The 19652-nt window shown below is 31.4% G+C and carries 13 protein-coding genes and 2 tRNA genes; 14 read left to right on the top strand and 1 reads right to left on the bottom strand.

Features of this window, described 5'->3' with window-relative positions:
- Window positions 1-19: 19 nt before the first annotated feature.
- The 14 genes from fusA (at window position 20) to ECAJ_RS00910 (ending at window position 17874) form a co-directional block, all read left to right on the top strand.
- Window positions 20-2092, top strand: a complete 2073-nt coding sequence (gene fusA / locus ECAJ_RS00845) for an elongation factor G (protein WP_011304290.1) — start codon at window positions 20-22, stop codon at window positions 2090-2092.
- Between the two features lie 15 nt (window positions 2093-2107).
- Window positions 2108-3295 carry an elongation factor Tu gene (gene tuf, locus ECAJ_RS00850; protein ID WP_011304291.1) on the top strand — a complete coding sequence of 396 codons (1188 nt, stop codon included), beginning with the start codon at window positions 2108-2110 and terminating at the stop codon, window positions 3293-3295.
- A gap of 25 nt (window positions 3296-3320) precedes the next feature.
- Window positions 3321-3397: transfer RNA gene (locus ECAJ_RS00855), tRNA-Trp, on the top strand.
- A gap of 36 nt (window positions 3398-3433) precedes the next feature.
- Entirely contained in the window at window positions 3434-3631 is a 198-nt protein-coding gene (gene secE, locus ECAJ_RS00860) for a preprotein translocase subunit SecE (protein WP_011304292.1), read from the top strand.
- Entirely contained in the window at window positions 3621-4166 is a 546-nt protein-coding gene (nusG, locus tag ECAJ_RS00865) for a transcription termination/antitermination protein NusG (RefSeq protein ID WP_011304293.1), read from the top strand. Before secE ends, nusG begins: the two co-directional genes overlap by 11 nt.
- A complete protein-coding gene (gene rplK / locus ECAJ_RS00870) occupies window positions 4163-4606 on the top strand; it encodes a 50S ribosomal protein L11 (RefSeq protein WP_011304294.1) in 444 nt (147 codons plus the stop codon). Before nusG ends, rplK begins: the two co-directional genes overlap by 4 nt.
- Before the next feature lie 25 nt (window positions 4607-4631).
- Window positions 4632-5294 carry a 50S ribosomal protein L1 gene (gene rplA / locus ECAJ_RS00875; RefSeq protein ID WP_011304295.1) on the top strand — a complete coding sequence of 221 codons (663 nt, stop codon included), beginning with the start codon at window positions 4632-4634 and terminating at the stop codon, window positions 5292-5294.
- 16 nt (window positions 5295-5310) lie between these two features.
- Window positions 5311-5793 (top strand): 50S ribosomal protein L10, encoded by a 483-nt coding sequence (gene rplJ / locus ECAJ_RS00880; RefSeq protein WP_011304296.1) that lies wholly within the window; start codon window positions 5311-5313, stop codon window positions 5791-5793.
- A gap of 55 nt (window positions 5794-5848) precedes the next feature.
- A complete protein-coding gene (gene rplL, locus ECAJ_RS00885; RefSeq protein WP_011304297.1) occupies window positions 5849-6247 on the top strand; it encodes a 50S ribosomal protein L7/L12 in 399 nt (132 codons plus the stop codon).
- Between the two features lie 47 nt (window positions 6248-6294).
- Complete coding sequence (gene rpoB, locus ECAJ_RS00890; protein WP_011304298.1) at window positions 6295-10437, top strand: DNA-directed RNA polymerase subunit beta; 4143 nt, start codon at window positions 6295-6297, stop codon at window positions 10435-10437.
- A 19-nt stretch (window positions 10438-10456) separates the two neighbouring features.
- A complete protein-coding gene (gene rpoC / locus ECAJ_RS00895; RefSeq protein WP_011304299.1) occupies window positions 10457-14689 on the top strand; it encodes a DNA-directed RNA polymerase subunit beta' in 4233 nt (1410 codons plus the stop codon).
- Window positions 14690-15707: 1018 nt separating this feature from the next.
- Window positions 15708-16811 (top strand): aminotransferase class I/II-fold pyridoxal phosphate-dependent enzyme, encoded by a 1104-nt coding sequence (locus ECAJ_RS00900; protein ID WP_011304300.1) that lies wholly within the window; start codon window positions 15708-15710, stop codon window positions 16809-16811.
- A gap of 546 nt (window positions 16812-17357) precedes the next feature.
- Window positions 17358-17431: transfer RNA gene (locus ECAJ_RS00905), tRNA-Arg, on the top strand.
- Between the two features lie 26 nt (window positions 17432-17457).
- Window positions 17458-17874 carry a hypothetical protein gene (locus ECAJ_RS00910; protein ID WP_011304301.1) on the top strand — a complete coding sequence of 139 codons (417 nt, stop codon included), beginning with the start codon at window positions 17458-17460 and terminating at the stop codon, window positions 17872-17874.
- Window positions 17875-18404: 530 nt separating this feature from the next.
- Here the strand turns inward: ECAJ_RS00910 and ECAJ_RS00915 are convergent.
- A complete protein-coding gene (locus tag ECAJ_RS00915) occupies window positions 18405-19034 on the bottom strand; it encodes a ribonuclease HII (protein ID WP_011304302.1) in 630 nt (209 codons plus the stop codon).
- Window positions 19035-19652 lie beyond the last annotated feature (618 nt).

Raw genomic sequence — 19652 nt, forward strand, 5'->3', positions numbered from 1 at the left:
TTAATTTTTGGAGATAATAGTGAACATAGATAACGAGTTATCTAAGTGTAGGAATATAGGTATTATGGCACATATAGATGCTGGGAAGACTACTACTACTGAACGTATACTTTTTTATACTGGTAAACAAAATAGAATTGGTGAGGTACATGAAGGTGCTGCATCTATGGATTGGATGGAGCAAGAAAAAGAAAGAGGTATTACGATAACTTCTGCAGCTACTACATGTTTTTGGAACGGGCACAGGATTAATATTATTGATACTCCTGGTCATGTTGATTTTACTATAGAAGTAGAAAGGTCACTGCGTGTTTTAGATGGTGCTGTAGCTGTATTTGATGGTGTTGCAGGTGTTGAGCCTCAATCAGAGACAGTGTGGCGTCAAGCTGATAAATATAATGTCCCCAGAATTTGTTTTATGAATAAAATGGATAGGATGGGTGCAGACTTTTATCGATGTGTTGATATGCTAGTTGATCGCCTAGGTGCTACTCCATTAGTATTGCAATTGCCAATAGGATCTGAAAAAGATTTTGTTGGTGTTGTTGATTTATTAGAGATGAGATCTATTATATGGGATGAAGATTCTCTTGGCGCTAGTTTCCACTATGGAGAAATTCCTAAAGATATGATTGATAAGGCACAAGAGTATAGGAATAAGCTTTTAGAAAGTGCTGTTGAGCTCAATGATGAAGCAATGAATTTGTATTTTGAAGGTAAAGAGATATCTGTTTCTTTGCTAAAGAGCTGTATTCGTACAGGTGTAATTCAGTCAAAATTTGTTCCTGTTTTATGCGGATCTGCTTTTAAGAATAGGGGGGTACAGCCTTTATTAGATGCTGTTGTTGATTTTCTACCTGCACCTAATGATATTCCTGTGATTGAAGCACTTGATGTAAAAACTTCTAATACTATAAATGTTAAGACTTCTGCTGGTGGTAAGTTTGTTGCATTAGCGTTTAAGGTAATGACTGATAAATTTGTTGGTAGTTTGACTTTCATAAGAATTTATTCAGGAAAGTTATCAAGCAAGACCACGGTATTAAATGCAGTAAAAGACTCTACTGAGTCTATAGGTAGAATTTTGTTGATGCATGCTAATAATAGGGAAGATATTACTGAGGCACAAGCTGGTGATATTGTTGCTTTGGCTGGATTAAAGAAGACAGTTACTGGAGACACTTTATGTGCTTTGGATTACCCTGTTATTTTAGAACGCATGGAATTTCCTGAACCTGTTATGGAAATTGCAGTGGAACCAAAATCTACAGCAGATCAGGAAAAGATGGGTATAGCTTTGAGTAGATTAGTTGCAGAAGACCCATCACTTGGTATGTATGTAAATCCTGAAAGTGGGCAAACTATTTTAAAAGGAATGGGTGAATTACATCTTGAAGTAATTGTAGATAGAATGCGCCGTGAGTTTAATGTTGAAGCTAATATAGGTGCTCCGCAAGTTGCTTATAGGGAGACTATTACTAAATCTGTTGAGATTGAATATATTCATAAAAAGCAAACGGGTGGTGCTGGGCAATTTGCAAAAGTAAACATATTGTTTGAACCATTACCTCCTGGGTCTGGTTTTCAATTTGAGAGCAAGATTACTGGTGGGGCAATACCTAAAGAATATATACCAGGTGTTCAAAGTGGATTGGAAAACATAAGAGGCAGTGGTATGTTAGCAGGGTTTCCTGTTATTGATTTTAAAGCGACATTATTTGATGGTGCATTTCATGAGGTGGATTCTAGTCCTTTAGCATTTGAATTAGCTGCAAAAGGTGCTTTTAGAGATATGGTAAATAAAGCTGGTGCAATATTACTTGAGCCTATTATGAAGGTTGAAATAATAACTCCTGATGAGTATATGGGAGATGTTATAGGAGATATTAATAGTAGAAGAGGTAGGGTTGCTGAGATGCAAGATCGTCATAATACTAAAGTAATATTAGCATTTATTCCTTTAGCAAAAATGTTTGGTTATGTTAAGGATTTACGCTCTATGTCTCAGGGTAGAGCACAATATAGCATGTATTTTTCTTGCTATGAACAAGTACCTGATAATATAGTAGCTAATGAAATAAAAACTAAGTAATATGGGTGTAATGTTATGGTAGAAGAAAGGAAGCCGCATATAAATGTAGGGACAATAGGGCATGTTGATCATGGTAAGACAACATTGACAGCAGCATTAACAACAGTGTTGGCAAAAAGGTTGAGTGGAGAAGGGAATAAAAGTGTAAAATATGATGAAATAGATAAAGCACCAGAAGAAAAAGCAAGAGGAATAACCATTTCAACAGCACATGTAGAATATGAAACAGAAAATAGACATTATGCCCATGTTGATTGTCCAGGACATGCTGATTATATAAAAAATATGATAACAGGTGCTGCACAAATGGATGCAGCAATATTAGTAGTGTCTGCAACTGATGGAGCAATGCCACAAACAAGAGAACATATATTATTAGCAAAGCAAGTAGGTGTAAAAGATATAGTAGTGTGGATGAATAAGTGTGATGTTGTAGATGATGAAGAAATGTTGTCATTAGTTGAAATGGAAATAAGGGAATTGTTATCAAAATATGGGTATCCTGGGGATGATATAGATGTAGTTAGAGGATCTGCAGTTAAAGCATTAGAAGAAGAAACAGGCTCAGGTGTGTGGAGTGAAAAAATAATGGAATTGATGAATGCTTTAGAAAAAATAAGTTTACCAGTAAGAGAAAAAGATAAGCCATTTTTAATGTCAATAGAAGATGTGTTTTCAATACCTGGAAGAGGTACAGTAGTAACAGGAAGAATAGAAAGAGGAGTAATTAGAGTAGGGGATAAAATAGAGATAGTAGGATTGCGTGAGATACAAAGTACAGTATGTACAGGTGTTGAAATGTTTCATAAAGCATTAGATGCAGGAGAAGCAGGGGATAATGCTGGAATATTGTTAAGAGGGATAAAAAAAGAAGATGTAGAAAGAGGGCAAGTATTGAGTGCACCTGGACAGATACATTCATATAAGAGATTTAAGGCAGAGGTATATATATTGAAAAAAGAAGAAGGAGGAAGACATACTCCATTTTTCTCAAATTACCAGCCGCAATTTTATGTTAGAACAACAGATGTAACAGGGAATATAAAGTTACCAGAAGGAGTAGAAATGGTAATGCCAGGGGATAATATAAATATCGAAGTGAGTTTGGATAAGCCTGTTGCTATTGATCAAGGATTGAGATTTGCAATTCGTGAAGGTGGTAGAACTGTAGGCTCAGGTATTATTACTGAAATTTTGGAGTAGTAGTGGTACATAGATATTTTTTAGTAGGAGTGTAGCTCAATTGGCTAGAGCGTCAGTCTCCAAAACTGAAGGTTATGGGTTCGATTCCTATCACTCCTGCCATTAATTTTAGTAGTACGACGTGTAGGTAGTTTGATAATGAGTAATGTTACTAAGTTTTTACTTGGAGTGAAACAAGAGGCTTTGCAGGTTTCTTGGGCTTCTAAGAATGAAGTTGTAGGTTTTTTATTTGTAGTAATACTAATAATTACTTTTATGTCTATTTTATTTTGTAGTGTAGATTTTTTATTTTTAAAATTTATAAAGATAATACTTGGAGTAATTTATGAAATATGAGTGGTATATTATTCAGGTATCATCTGGTAGCGAGGAAAAAGTTTGTCAAGCTATTTTGGAAAATTCTTGTGTGTTAGGTTTAGGGGAAAATTTCCGTGAAGTTTTTATTCCATATGAAGAAGTTACCCGTGTTAAACATAATAAAAAGATATTGGTAAAAAGGAAGTTGTCACCAGGATATGTGTTTTTGTATATGAATTTAAATGAGAATTCGATAAATTTTGTTAAGAGTATACCTAGGGTATTAAATTTCTTAAACAATGATTTTGGTGTTCCTAAGGTTATTTCGGATAGTGAAATGGAATCTATGCGTAAAAAGATGTGTCAAAGTGTAGTTGATGATACTAATGTTGTTAGTTTTGAAATTGGTGATGAAGTAGTCATTAATGACGGGTTATTTCAAGATTTCAATGGTAAGGTTGAATATATTAATGACGATAAAAAAATAGCGGGAGTCAGTGTTATGATATTTGGTAGGCTGACTAAAATAGAATTTAAGTTAGAGCATATACAAAAAGTGGAGGCGCAATCATGAGTGCTGTTTTAATATCTAAGATAAATTTAATGATAGAAGCTGGGAAAGCTAATCCTGGACCTAAAATTGCTTCTGTCTTAGGGCCTCGTGGTATACCGATGCCTAAGTTTTGTAAGGAATTTAATGATATTACAAGTAGTGAAGGCAATCAATACAAGGTTGGTGATTTAGTTACTGCTAGGATCTCTATTTATAATGACAAATCTTATAGTTTTACAATAAGTGATTCTCCAGTGTCGTACTTATTAAAAAAAGCTGCTGCAATTGATAAAGGTGCAGTAAATCCTGGAAAAGATAATGTTGGAAAAGTTAAGATGTCAGATATTTATGAGATAGCTAAGCGTAAAATGTCTGATATGAATGCTGATACTGTTGAAGCTGCAGCTAAGATGGTTATTGGTACAGCATCTTCTATGGGTATTGTTGTAGTAGAAGGGTGAGTTAAGGTATAGTAGGGTAAGTAATATGAGTTCATTGGTTAGTAATGAAGTTTATGATGTTGAGTCAGGTTTAAGAAAGGTTATAGAGTCTGCTAAAGCTAATTTTTGTGAGTCTGTGGATGTTGCAATAAATCTTAATATTAATAGTTCAAAGTCTGATGAACAAGTTAGGGGATGTGTTGTATTGCCTAAGGGATTAGGAAGAGAAGTGCGAGTTGCAGTGTTTGCTAAAGGTGGGCATTTAGAAATGGCTAGGGAAGCTATGGCTAATATTGTTGGGGATGAAGAGCTGATCGAAGAGGTAAAGAAAAAGCAGTGCAAGTTAGATGTAGATTGGTGTCTTACTACTCCAGATTTTATGGCATCAGTTTCTTCTATTGCTAAGATATTAGGTCCAAAGGGGTTAATGCCAAATCCTAAATTTAATACAGTAACTTTTGAACTTGCTAAGGCTATTAAAATAATAAAGTCTGGTCAGATTAGATTTAAGTCTGATAAAACTGGTATTGTGCATGCAAAAATTGGTAATGTTAAATTTTCTATTGAGGATTTGTTGGAAAACTTTAATGCAGTAATTAATGCAGTTAAGCAATGTAAGCCTGCTTCTATAAAAGGTTTATATTTTAAAGATGTATTTGTTATTTCGACTATGGGGAAATCTGTTAAAGTAGAAAATTTAAATAATTAATGTTGGAGTAAAGATAGTGAAGCGTAGTGATAAAGAGTTGCATTTAAGCAAAGTAGAAGGGTTGTTTAGTAAGTTTAAGTATTTTATAATTGCTAATTTTCAAGGTATGGTGGCTAATGATTTCTTTTCTTTAAGAAAGGAATTAAAAATGGCTAATAGCGGTTTAATGGTAGTGAAAAATAGCTTATCTCGTATTGCTTTAAAAAAAATGGGTAGAGAAGAATTATCTGCTAAATTTTTTGGTTCCATATTTATTGTTTATTCAGATGATATAATATTAATTTCAAAGATTCTTGCAAAATTTATGAAGGATAATAAAAGCAAGATAAGTTTATTATGTGCATATGATAGCAATGAGATATTGGACAGTGAGAAAGTTTTATACTTTGCTAGTTTACCATCTCTAAGAGAATTACATGCACAAATAATGAGTATGATATCTTATAATATTCCGGTGAGATTGGCTTTATGTTTAAAAGCTCTTGGTAATAAAGAGTGATACTATATTTTAATTTTATACTTTTTTGTTTTTTTATGATTTGGAGTTAATTTTTATGAGTACTGTTGATATAGATAGTTTGGTAGAGCAAATTTGTAGCTTAGATTTGTGCAAGGCAGCAGAATTAGTGGATAAAATGGAACAAAAATTAGGATTTCCTAAAGGTGGTTTATTAACGGCTGTTCCAGCAGCAGGGGGTGGTCAAGCTGAAAGTAGTGCTGCAGAAGAAAAAACAGATTTTTCTGTTATTTTTGATAGTTATGCTGCAGATAAGAAAATTTCTGTTATTAAAGCTGTAAGAGAATGTACTAACTTAGGTTTAAAAGAAGCAAAAGAATTTGTTGAGAAAGAGGGTGCGAAAGAATTAATAGAGGGTAAAAAGTATAAGAAAGAGGAAGCTGAAGAAATTAAGAAAAAACTTGAAGATGCTGGAGCGAAAGTCATTATTAAGTAGTTTTTTTATAGCTTTTATTTGTAATTTATTAATCTTGAGGGATTTTAATGTCTTCTTCTGTAACTCCTACTAAATATGTATTAAATTCTTTTAATTCAGTTCCTAGGTTATCTTATGCTAAATCAATAGATATAAAAGATTCTTTGACTGATTTAATAAAGATACAGAGGGATTCATATAATGCATTTATTGGTGTAGGTCAGAATACTGAGAGTGGTATAAAGAATATTTTTGAATCTATGTTTCCTATAGAGGATTTATTAGGTAGGGCTGTTCTTGAATTTGTCAGTTATAGTATTGGTGAACCGCAATATGATGAATATGAGTGTATAAAAAGAGGTATTACATTTTCTGTTCCTATACGTATAGTGTTGCGTTTTATAGTGTGGAAGGTACAGGAAGTATCTTTTAAGGAAGTAAAGTATGTAGTAGATGAAGAGACTTCAGAAAAGAGTATAAAGTACATAAAAGAACAGGAAGTTTCTATAGGAGATCTTCCTACAATGACTCCTCATGGAACGTTTATCATAAATGGAATAGAAAGAGTAATAGTATCACAAATGCATCGTTCTCCAGGGGTCTTTTTTGATAGTGATAAAGGAAAAACTTATAGTTCTGGAAAGTTAATTTATTCAGCGAGGATTATTCCTTACAGAGGTTCATGGTTAGATTTTGAATTTGATATAAAAGATATACTTTATTTCCGTATTGATAGAAAGAGAAAGTTACCAGTTTCTTTGCTTTTAAGAGCTTTAGGTTTATCTAATAATGATATTTTAAACACTTTTTATGATAAGATACGTTATGTAAAATGTGAGAAAGGGTGGATAGTACCTTTTGTTGTTGATAGGTTTAGAGGTGTTAGGCTATCACATGATCTAGTTGATGTCAATGGTAATGTATTGGTGAAAGCTAATACAAGAATTACCTTAAGGATGGCTAAAAAGTTGGCTAATGATGGGCTTACAGAGTACTTGGTGCCATTTGCTGAAATTCAAGGGTTATTTATTGCTAATGATTTGTTTGATCCTAGTGGTAATGCTTTGATTATATCTGCAGGTGAGAATATTACTAGTGAACATATAAATAAGTTAGAATTATTTGATATAAAAGAAATCTTTGTTTTAAATATAGATTTTCTAACAGTTGGTCCATATATTTTAAATACTTTATTTTTAGATAAAAATGTAACTTATGAGGATGCACTTTTTGAGATATATAAGGTTTTACGTTCTGGTGAATCACCTAGTTTGGATACGATAAAAGCTTTTTTTGATGGATTGTTTTTTGAAAAAGAAAGATATGATTTATCTACTGTTGGAAGAATAAAGTTAAACGATCATCTTGGGTTAAATGTTAGTGAAGATATTACAGTATTGACTAAAGATGATATAATTCATGTTATAAAAAAGTTAGTTCTGTTAAGGGATGGTGAAGGTTCTGTTGATGATATAGATCACCTTGGTAATCGTAGGGTAAGATCTGTTGGTGAATTTATTGAAAATCAATTTAGAATTGGGATATTGAGACTTGAAAGAATGATTATGGATTACATGTCTTCTGTAAATTTTGATAATGCAATGCCATGTGATTTTGTAAATCCTAAGATTTTAGCTACAGTTTTAAAAGATTTCTTTAGTTCTTCACAGCTTTCTCAGTTTATGGATCAGACTAATCCGTTATCTGAAGTTACACATAAGCGTAGATTGTCTGCTTTGGGCCCTGGTGGTTTGACTAGAGAAAGAGCAGGGTTTGAAGTTAGAGATGTACATCCAACACATTATGGAAGAATTTGTCCGATTGAAACTCCAGAAGGTCAAAATATTGGGTTAATTAGTAGTTTAGCTATCTATGCTCGTATTAATAAGCATGGGTTTATTGAAAGTCCTTATAGAAAAGTTGATAAAGGAGTTGTTACTGATAAAGTTGAGTATTTACTAGCTATGCAAGAAAGTAATTATTATATAGCAGATGCTAGTGCTACTCTTGATGAAAACAATCAGTTTGTTGATGATATGCTTTATTGTAGGCATGATGGAAATTTTGTAATGGTTAAAAGGGAGGAAGTTGATTATATAGATGTTTCTCCAAAACAAATTGTTTCAGTTGCTGCATCTTTAATACCTTTCTTGGAAAATAATGATGCGAACCGTGCTTTAATGGGTTCTAATATGCAGCGTCAAGCAGTTCCGCTATTGAAAGCAGATGCTCCTTTGATCGGTACTGGTATGGAATCAATAGTCGCTGCTGGATCTGGTACAGTTGTTTTAGCTAAACGTGGAGGTATTGTTCATAGAGTAGATGGGTTGTATATAGTTATTCGTGCTTTTGATCAAGAGAAAAATGAGTATTTGGGTGTTGATGTTTATAATTTGAGAAAATTTCAACGTTCTAATCATAATACTTGTATTAATCAGCGACCTTTAGTTAAACCTGGAGATTATGTAAAAGCAAATGATGTAATAGCTGATGGATCAGCAATTGATCAAGGTGAACTTGCTTTAGGTAAAAATGTGCTAGTGGCTTTCATGTCGTGGCAGGGTTATAATTTTGAGGATTCAATAGTTATTTCAAGTGAAGTTGTAAAAAAGGATGTCTTTACTTCAATACATATAGAAGAATTTGAATGTGTAGTTAGAGATACTACACTTGGTCCAGAAAAGATTATGAGATCTGTTCCTGATATCAATGAGGATAGTTTATCTCATTTAGATGATGTTGGTATTGTGAACATTGGTGCTGAAGTTTCTGCTGGGGATATTTTGGTTGGTAAAGTTACTCCTCGTCCACCGATTTCTTTACCACCAGAAACAAAGTTATTAGTGACTATTTTTGGTGAAAAAGTATTTGATTGTGTGGATTCTTCTTTATATTTACCTCTTGATGTTGAAGGTACAGTAGTTGATGTTCATGTTTTTGTACGTCGTGGTGTTGAAGAAAATGACAGATCTCTCTTAATTAAGCAAAATGAAATTAATGGGTTCATAAAAGAGAGAGATTATGAAATTGATGTAGTTAGTGAATATTTTTATGATGAATTAAAGAGGGTTTTAGTAAATTCTGGTGTCCAATGTAATAATCAGAATGTAAATGATTATTTAGAATCTACTCCAAAAAAAGATTGGTGGAATGTTAATTTGTCTGATGAGACTGTATTGTTACAGATTAATAACTTAAGGGAAAAATTTGACTCAATGATTCAAAATGCTCATAGTAAGTTTGATCAAAAGATAGATAAGTTGAATTATGGTTATGATTTACCTCAAGGTGTTTTGTGTATAGTTAAAGTTTTTGTTGCAGTAAAACATAATCTGCAGCCAGGTGATAAAATGTCTGGTAGGCATGGTAATAAAGGTGTAATTTCTCGTATTGTACCTGTTGAAGATATGCCATATTTAGAAGATGGAACTCCTGTTGATATTATACTTAATTCTTTAGGTGTACCTTCTCGTATGAATGTTGGTCAAATTTTAGAAACGCACTTTGGATGGGCGTCTGTTAACTTGGGTAAAAAGATAGGTCATATATTAGATAACATTGATGAATTGACAATATCTCATTTAAGAAACTTTTTAGATCAAGTATATGATGGACAAGATTTAAAGTATAATATTCAGTCTATGAGTGATGAGGACCTTTTGGCTTTTGCAGAAAGGTTACGTGGTGGTGTACCAATGGCAGCTCCAGTATTTGAAGGGCCAAAGGATAGTCAGATTTCTAACTTATTAAAATTAGCTGATTTAGATGTTTCAGGACAAGTAGATCTTTATGATGGAAGGATTGGTGAAAAATTTGATCGTAAAGTTACTGTAGGGTACATATATATGTTAAAGTTACATCACTTAGTTGATGATAAAATACATGCAAGGTCTGTAGGTCCATATGGATTGGTTACTCAGCAACCTTTAGGTGGGAAATCTCATTTTGGTGGTCAGCGTTTTGGAGAAATGGAATGTTGGGCACTGCAAGCTTATGGAGCTGCTTATACTTTACAAGAAATGCTTACAGTTAAATCTGATGATATTGTTGGAAGGGTTAAAATTTATGAGTCTATCATTAAAGGAGATAGTAATTTTGAGTGTGGTATACCAGAGTCGTTTAATGTGATGGTGAAAGAGTTAAGATCATTATGTTTGGATGTTGCTTTAAAGCAAGATAAGGATTTCTTAAGTAGTGAAGTAAACAATTAATAATTAAGGGTAGTAGTATATGAAGATGTTGGATTTGTATGGCTATACTAGTATTGCACAATCATTTGATAAGATTTGTATATCTATAGCTAGTCCTGAAAGCATTAGAGCAATGTCGTATGGTGAGATTAAAGATATTTCTACTACTAATTACCGTACGTTTAAAGTGGAAAAAGGAGGTCTTTTTTGTCCTAAAATTTTTGGACCTGTAAATGATGATGAATGTTTGTGCGGTAAGTACAGAAAAAAACGTTATAGAGGAGTAATTTGTGAAAAGTGTGGAGTTGAGGTTACTTCTTCAAAGGTGCGTAGAGAAAGAATGGGTCATATAGAACTTGTGTCACCTGTAGCACATGTTTGGTTCCTAAAGTCTTTGCCGTCTCGTATAGGTGCATTGCTTGATATGCCACTTAAGTTAATAGAAAGTATCCTATATAGTGGTGATTTTGTGGTAATTGACCCTATTGCGACTCCATTATCTAAGGGTGAGGTGATAAGTGAGAGTGCATACAATCAAGCAAAGGATAATTATGGTGAGGATAGTTTTCTTGCTCTTACTGGAGCTGAGGCTATTAGGGAATTGCTGGTGCGATTGGATTTACATGCAATTAATGCAAATCTTAGAACGGAGTTAGAGTCTACAACTTCAGAAATGAAGCGTAAGAAAATAGTCAAAAGGTTACGTATTGTTGAAAATTTTATAAATTCTGGTAATAAACCTGAATGGATGATATTAACTGTTATCCCAATTTTACCACCTGATTTAAGACCGCTAGTTTCTTTGGAAAATGGAAGACCAGCAGTTTCTGATTTAAATCATCATTATCGGACTATTATTAATCGTAATAATAGATTAGGTAAGTTATTAAAATTGAATCCACCTGCAATTATGATTCGTAATGAAAAGAGAATGCTGCAGGAAGCTGTAGATGCTCTTTTTGATAGTACACGTCGTAGTTATGTTTCTAATAAAGCAGGAAGTGTAGGATACAAGAAATCATTAAGTGATATGTTAAAAGGTAAGCAAGGACGCTTTAGGCAAAACTTGCTAGGGAAAAGGGTAGATTATTCTGGCAGATCAGTAATTGTTGTAGGTCCTAACTTAAAATTACATCAGTGTGGGTTACCAAAGAAAATGGCTCTTGAATTGTTTAAGCCGTTTATTTGTTCTAAGCTGAAAATGTATGGTATTGTGCCAACAGTAAAGTTAGCAAATAAGATGATACAAAATGAAAAACCAGAAGTCTGGGATATTCTGGATGAAGTAATACATGAACATCCAATATTATTAAATAGAGCTCCTACTTTGCATAGGCTAGGGATACAAGCCTTTGATCCAGTATTAATAGAAGGGAAAGCAATACAATTACATCCTTTAGTATGTAGTGCTTTTAATGCTGATTTTGATGGAGATCAAATGGCTGTACATATCCCATTGTCATTAGAAGCACAGCTTGAAGCTAGAATATTAATGATGTCTACTAATAATATCTTAAGTCCTTCTAATGGTAAGCCAATAATTGTTCCTTCAAAAGATATAGTACTTGGTATATATTACTTAACTTTACAAGATCAAGCACAGTCTGAAGATGAAGTTTTATTCTTTGGTGATTTTAGTCATGTGGAATATGCTTTACACAATAAGGATGTCCATCTATGTAGTAAAATTAAATATAGGATGACTTATTGTAATTATGATGTAGAAGGGAATAAGCCTTCATATTATTCTAAAATTATTGAAACTACTCCTGGTAGGTTGATATTATGGCAAATATTTCCACAACATAAGAATTTAACTTTTGATTTAATAAATCAAGTTTTGACTGTAAAAGAAATTACATCAATAGTTGACTTAGTATATAGAAACTGTGGTCAAAGTGAAACTGTTGAATTTTCAGATAAATTAATGTCTCTTGGGTTTAAGTATGCTTCACAATCTGGTATTTCATTTGGATGTAAAGATATGATTATCCCAGATACTAAGACAATGCATGTAGATAATGCTAGTGATAAAATAAAAGAGTTTGCTGTGCAGTATCAGGATGGTTTAATTACAAGAAGTGAAAGATATAATAAAGTAATAGATGAGTGGTCTAAATGTACTGATCTAATAGCTAAAGATATGATGAAAGCTATTTCTGTATATGATGAAGAAAATAAGTTGAATTCTATTTATATGATGGCACATTCTGGGGCTAGAGGATCTGCATCGCAGATGAAACAGTTATCTGGGATGAGAGGATTAATGGCTAAGCCTTCAGGTGAGATTATTGAAACTCCAATAATATCTAACTTCCGTGAAGGGTTGAATGTGTTTGAATATTTCAATTCAACTCATGGGGCAAGAAAAGGATTAGCAGATACTGCTTTAAAGACTGCAAATTCTGGTTACTTGACTCGTAGGCTTGTTGATGTTGCTCAAGATTGTATAGTTGTTGAATATGATTGCAAAACACACAATGGATTTGCGATAAGGTCTGTTGTTGAAGGTGGTGCTGTAGTTGAAACATTAGATAATATTATACTTGGAAGGGTTGCTGCTGTTGATGTATATAACCCTATTACTGAAGAGTTGCTTGTTAAAGCTGGAGAATTAATAGATGAAGCTAAAGTTGAGAAGATAAAAATAGCAGGATTAGATGCTGTGAAGGTAAGATCACCTCTTACTTGTGAAGCTAAAAAAGGTATTTGTGCTTTATGTTATGGTAGAGACCTTGCTATTGGTGATGTTGTGTCAATAGGTGAAGCTGTTGGTGTGATAGCTGCTCAATCTGTTGGTGAACCTGGTACTCAATTAACTATGCGTACTTTCCACGTGGGTGGTACTGCAATGAGAGGTGTTGAAACTTCCAACTTAATAGCATTATTAGATGCTAAAGCAAAATTAGTGAATAGTAATGTTGTTGAAGATAAACATGGTAATAAGATTGTCATGAGTAGATCTTGTGAAATAGTATTGCTTGATAGTGTTGGAAATGAAAAAATGCGTCATAATATACCTTATGGAGCAAGACTTTATGTTAACGATGGTCAATTTGTAAAAATTACAGAAAAAATTGCTGAATGGGATCCTTATACAATGCCTATTATTACAGAAAAGACTGGTATTATTAAGTATATGGATTTAATAGATGGTGTATCTATCAATGAAGTATTAGATGAGTCTACTGGTATTTCTAATAGAGTAGTAGTTGATTGGAAATTACATTTACAAGGTGCTAACCTGAGACCTAGACTAGTTTTAGTTGATGATAATGGTAATATAATTACATTATCTAATGGACTAGAAGCAAATTATTTCATACCGATAGGAGCAGTATTAAATGTACAAGATGGGCAAAAAGTTCATGCTGGTGATGTTATAACAAGGATTCCAAGAGAATCTATAAAAACTAGAGATATTACAGGAGGGTTGCCTAGAGTAATTGAGTTATTTGAAGCACGTCGTCCGAAAGAACATGCTATAGTAAGTGATATTGATGGTTATGTTGAGTTTGGAAAAGATTATTATAGGTCTAAAAGACGTATATTTATTAAGCCTGTAGATGATAAATTGACACCTGTTGAGTATTTGGTGCCTAAAGGTAAGCATACTATTGTGAATGAAGGTGACTTTGTACACAAAGGAGATTTATTAATGGATGGTGATCCTGATCCTCATGATATCTTGCGTGTTTTAGGTGTTGAAGCACTGGCAAATTATATGATCTCTGAGATCCAACAGGTTTATAGGCTACAAGGTGTACGTATTGATAATAAGCATATAGAAATAATCTTAAGACAAATGTTGCAAAAAGTTGAGATATTTGAACCAGGGGATACTATGTATTTAGTTGGAGAGAATATAGATATGGAAGAAGTAATAAAGACCAATAACAGCATGGTAAAGATGGGCAAATCTCCTGCTAAGTATGCTCCAATACTTCAAGGTATTACTAGAGCAAGTCTTGATACTAATTCATTTGTTTCTGCAGCGTCATTCCAGGAGACTACGAAAGTTTTAACAGAAGCAGCATTTTCTGGTAAGGAAGATTCTTTATATGGATTAAAGGAAAATGTAATAGTAGGTAGATTAATACCTGCGGGTACTGGTTTCTTAATGAATAAGATAAAGAAACTGTCTTTATTGAATAAGGAAGATTATTCTATGTATTATGATAGTGAATATCAAGATCCTGCATTGTTACAATCTGATAGTAACAACTTTGGTCATGACTTGCCAAAAGGTAATAATAATATTGTTGATTATTAGTATTTTAAAGGGCAGACTAGATAGTTTTTTGGTGTTGAGGAATTTTAATTTTTTTGGTCTGTGTGAATTAATAAGTAACTGTAACGTGATTTACTACTTGTATTTTCTAATGTTATCTATGTTTATTTGATAGAGAATCAACAGTATGTGTCTTAATAGTTGTTAAATTTTGATAGATATATGCAGTTTATATTTCATATGCAGTATTATGGCAAAAAAGTACTGAATTAAAAATAGATGATCTACAGCAATTGCTTAATTTTCAAAGTAGAAGTTTTTTAGTATTATGGATTCTCATATATTAGAAGATATTGCATTAGTGTTTTATGTGATAAAAATTAATAGTCTACATGAAAAACATTATGTTTATTACTATATTTATAACGTATTGTTTATTTTTAAAATAAGAATTTTAGTTATAGGTTACTTTCAATTGAGTAATAGTAAAATCTAGTAAAGTACTGCTATTGTTATCATGTTTAAAATATGTTATTTAGCTCCTTAAAATAAAATTTGTGGTTTTAAGTCAAAATTTGTTAGTAAAATCTATCGCAAGATTTCTATTATTGTTATGCTTAAAGATGTCTGCTTTATTTGTGAATAATAATGAATCTTAGTATTGTGTATGTTGCATATGTCGTAACAGTTTAAGAAAATGGATTGTTGATTGAGAATTAATATAAAAATTTTGGTTATTAAGATACTTAAAGTTGTTGAGTTGATTTACGTAAAGTAAAAATTGAGTTTTAATTGTTTGTGTTTTTCATATATCGTAAAAGTGTTAAATACTAAATTATTAAGTGAAAATTATAAAAGTCTTTGTAATCATTAGCTCTAGAGCTGTTTGATTGGTCTGTTAGAGTAAGAATTGGGTTGTAGTATTATAGAATTTTGATATGTTAGTAAAGTGTTATATAGAAACCTATTTCATTAAAAATTAGTTATATTTGTAAAACTACTTTCAAGTTATGTTATTTGGTTTATCAATGTGAAGATAGAATTTTAATGCTGTAGTAATATGTTAGATGGGATATTAAATCAAGAACTTATTAACTTAAAGAAAAATAATTTATATAGAGAACTTTCTACTATCACTAGATCTGAATCAGGTTGCTTTGTTGCTCAAAATGATCAGAACTTGATTTCTTTTTCTTGTAATGATTATTTAGGGTTAGTAGGGCATCCTTTATTAAAGGAAGCAGCTATAAATGCAGTGAATAGTTATGGTGTAGGTGCTGGTGCTTCACGTATGATTACTGGCAATAATGTTATTTATCAATGTTTAGAAAAAAAATTGGCAAAAATATATAATACAGAAATGGCTTTAGTGTTTAGTAGTGGTTACTTAGCTAATGTAGGTGTTATTGCTGCTTTGACACATAGACATGATATGATCATTTCTGACAAATTAGTGCATTCTTCTATTATTGATGGTATTAAACTTTCTGGTGCTAAGAACTATAGATTTGAACATAATGATTACAAAGATTGTGAGAATATATTAAAAGAGTTTAGGAAGTTGCATAAGCATTGTCTTATTATAGTTGAGCAAGTATATAGTATGAATGGAGATATTGCTCCAATTGATCATCTGAAAAAGTTAGCAGAAAAATATGAAGCATGGCTTATTACTGATTGTGCACATAGTTTTGGGTTAATGCATTGTACTAATTCAGATGTATATGTTGGTACTTTGTCTAAGGCAGCTGGTGTTTTGGGTGGTTATGTGTGTGCATCAGAAGTTGTTATAAAGTATATACAGAATAAAGCTAGAACTTTTATATATACTACTGCTCTTCCTCCAATGGTTGTTGCAGCTGCAAATGCTGCGTTAGATATCATAGGTGGATCTGTTACTGATATTCCTATTAAATTAGCGAAGTTTTTTTGTAAAAATCTAAATCTTGCTGAGCCAGAAAGTCATATAGTGCTATTGATTATGGAAAGTGTAAATAAAGTTTTGCATGCGCAACAGGTTTTAAAACAAGAGGGGTTTCTTGTTATTGCGATACGTCCTCCTACTGTACAAACTCCAAGACTTAGATTTGTATTTAGTGTGAATCATAACTTGTCAGATATAGAAAAATTATGTTATGTGATAAAACAAAAAAAATTAATATAGATACTATAAAAATTATAATTTGTAGTTGTTGATTGAGTATGTGAATAACATGGGATGTTTTTACTTGTTGTATCTGAAGTTAATATAGGTGACTTGGTATCTTAATATTATTTGATATTAATATCAGTAATGCTGTATTGTATAATTCATGAATTCTGTGTGGTATGTAAATATTATAGTTTCTTTGTAGTGTCTATACTTCTAAGATGTTTATTTCAAATTTGTGTTTAGTGTAAATTACAGATTATCATGCATAAAGATAAGGTTATGTGAATATGTAAAGTTATTATGGTTGTCATTTTTGAATATTATTGCGGATTTATAAGCTTTATATTTGCTGTATTTAAAGTGATGCATAATTTTGGTATCTTAACTTATTTGGTGCTAATATTAGTGAGATTGTTTAATATAATCTATAGAGTTTATGTTGTAATGTAGCTGAAATAATTGAGTATCCATTGTATAAAATGTCTAGTATAGATTAAAAATAGGAAATTGAAATTTTGTTTACATTGTATGAATAATCTATATGATTGGAAATATATTGGGGCCGTAGCTCAGTAGGATAGAGCATTAGATTCCTAATCTGGAGGTCGTGCGTTCAAATCGCACCGGTCCCGTGGGATATATAAAGTGCGTCTTGTAAATGATAGAAATTTATAGTTTGTTATTTATTGATAGTTTAGTAGCTGCTCTTATTTTGCCTTTAAACAAAGTGTTGATATTTAAAATCATGACTTATTTTGGTGGATATAGTTATGCTTTAATGCTTTTAGTATCAACATTAGGAACAGTTGTAGGTGGTATTATTAACTGTATATTGGGTAGAATGATAATTTTTGCACGTGTAGAATATCATAAGATGCAAGATGATTATGGAAGGTTAGGTTATTATATCAAGTTAGTATTGATGTTATTAACTTTGTTATGTTCTTGGATTCCAGTGTGGGGTGGTATCATTAATGTGTTATCTGGGTACTTTAAAGTAAGGATGTTGAATTTAATAGTATTACTTTTTATTTCTTATTTGGGATATTTTATTCATTGTATAATGATATTATAGGTCATTTAGTAGTTCACTAAAGCTTAAATAGGATTATAAAAAGCTTATGTCAAATTAGAATTTATAGTAATTTTTCAGTACACTTCTTTTCATAGATTATCTATTGTTTTATGATTTGATGATGAATTACTAAATATTGTGTTAAGGATTTTGCATGAATGTTATGTTTTTTTATGTAAATGTTATATGAACTGGATTGAGTACAGCACTGTAAATTTTATCATCTCAGGTTTTTTTGTGAATCAATTAGCTTTGTCTATTTTTACTATGAGGTTTTTAGTATTTATAATCTGATGATTAATGAAACATAAATATAGTGTTTGTAGCTAGTACAATAGGAATATATTTTTTTAAAGTTATATAATTAAATATGTGCAGGTTTATATTATAAAATTTTCTAATAGATCAGTTGAATACTGTTATGGAATTTGGCGTTATATGATTTTTATATTTTTTAGATGAATTAATTAAATACAAAGATTGTAAAATATTACATTTTAAAACTTTTATTAATGTATCGTATTCTATGTTTATTTACTATAAAGTTTGGTAATTCCTGGTAATGGTGCAAATGTATTTCTGTGATGTATAGTTTTTCCATATTTATATAAAGATTCTAAGTGATGTTTAGTTCCATACCCTTTATTTTTATTCCACTGATACTCTGGATATTGTGTATGTAATGTTTCCATAAGTTTATCTCTTGTAACTTTTGCGATTATAGATGCTGCTGCGATTGATACACTTATGTTATCTCCATCTACAATGGCTTTTCTATTCCATGGTAAATCTGGTACTTTATTTCCGTCTACTATTACATAGTCTATATCGCAATTTAATCCGTTAAGTGCTCTTTGCATTGCAAGATGTGTAGCGTTTAATATGTTGTGTTGATCTATTTCATATACATCTGCAAACCCTATACTCCATTTTACAATTGAGGTTATTGTATTATAGACCTCTATCCTTTTTTTTGGAGTAAGTTTTTTTGAGTCTTTAATGTTGTATATTATTTCGTTGTCATGTCTTAAGAAAAAGGAAGCAGCTGATACTACAGGGCCAGCTAATGACCCGTATCCTACTTCATCAACTCCAACAATAATGCAATTTTTTTTATTTATTGATTTTGATATTTCATTTTCTATTGAGAAGTCTGGCATAGTAGGCTTTTTGATTAATATGGTAGAAATTTATTTATACTTGAGATTCACTGCTAAGGAAAGTTTTTAGTGGTAAATAAAGTGAAGTTTTATATTGAACTTTTTTAAAAGTATAAATATTTTTATCAGATTTGTTATTGTTGGTGTGAATGCTCTGCAAAAGTTAGAGCTTATATGTGAGTATTTTTATTGTGAGGGTATTAGTATTTAGTTTTCTATGAATATTATTAAAAATTACATATTATTTTAATTAATTATCATAAAATTATAAAATGATATTAGTATTTTTACTTATTATATTAATTTTTTATGTTGACTTGTTATTTTTTATTATTTATATAGTGGCATATTTCTTATTAGTTGGTATTAAAATATGTAGAGAAACTTATGAAGTGGTATTGTATAGGTTAAAAAGCATTTGATAATCAGCATTAGTGTTGCTTTATCATAGAAACTTATACATCTGTGTGTTAATGACATAATCGTAATGTGTTTTGATTATAAGTGTTGCAATGTATTTTTAATAAATTAATATTATGGAAAAGCGAGATTTTGGATTATTTGTTATTGATAATTGTGGTCTAAGTAAGATCTCATGCAGTTAAAATATATTTACTG

The sequence above is a fragment of the Ehrlichia canis str. Jake genome, from assembly GCF_000012565.1.
GTDB classification, from domain to species: domain Bacteria; phylum Pseudomonadota; class Alphaproteobacteria; order Rickettsiales; family Anaplasmataceae; genus Ehrlichia; species Ehrlichia canis.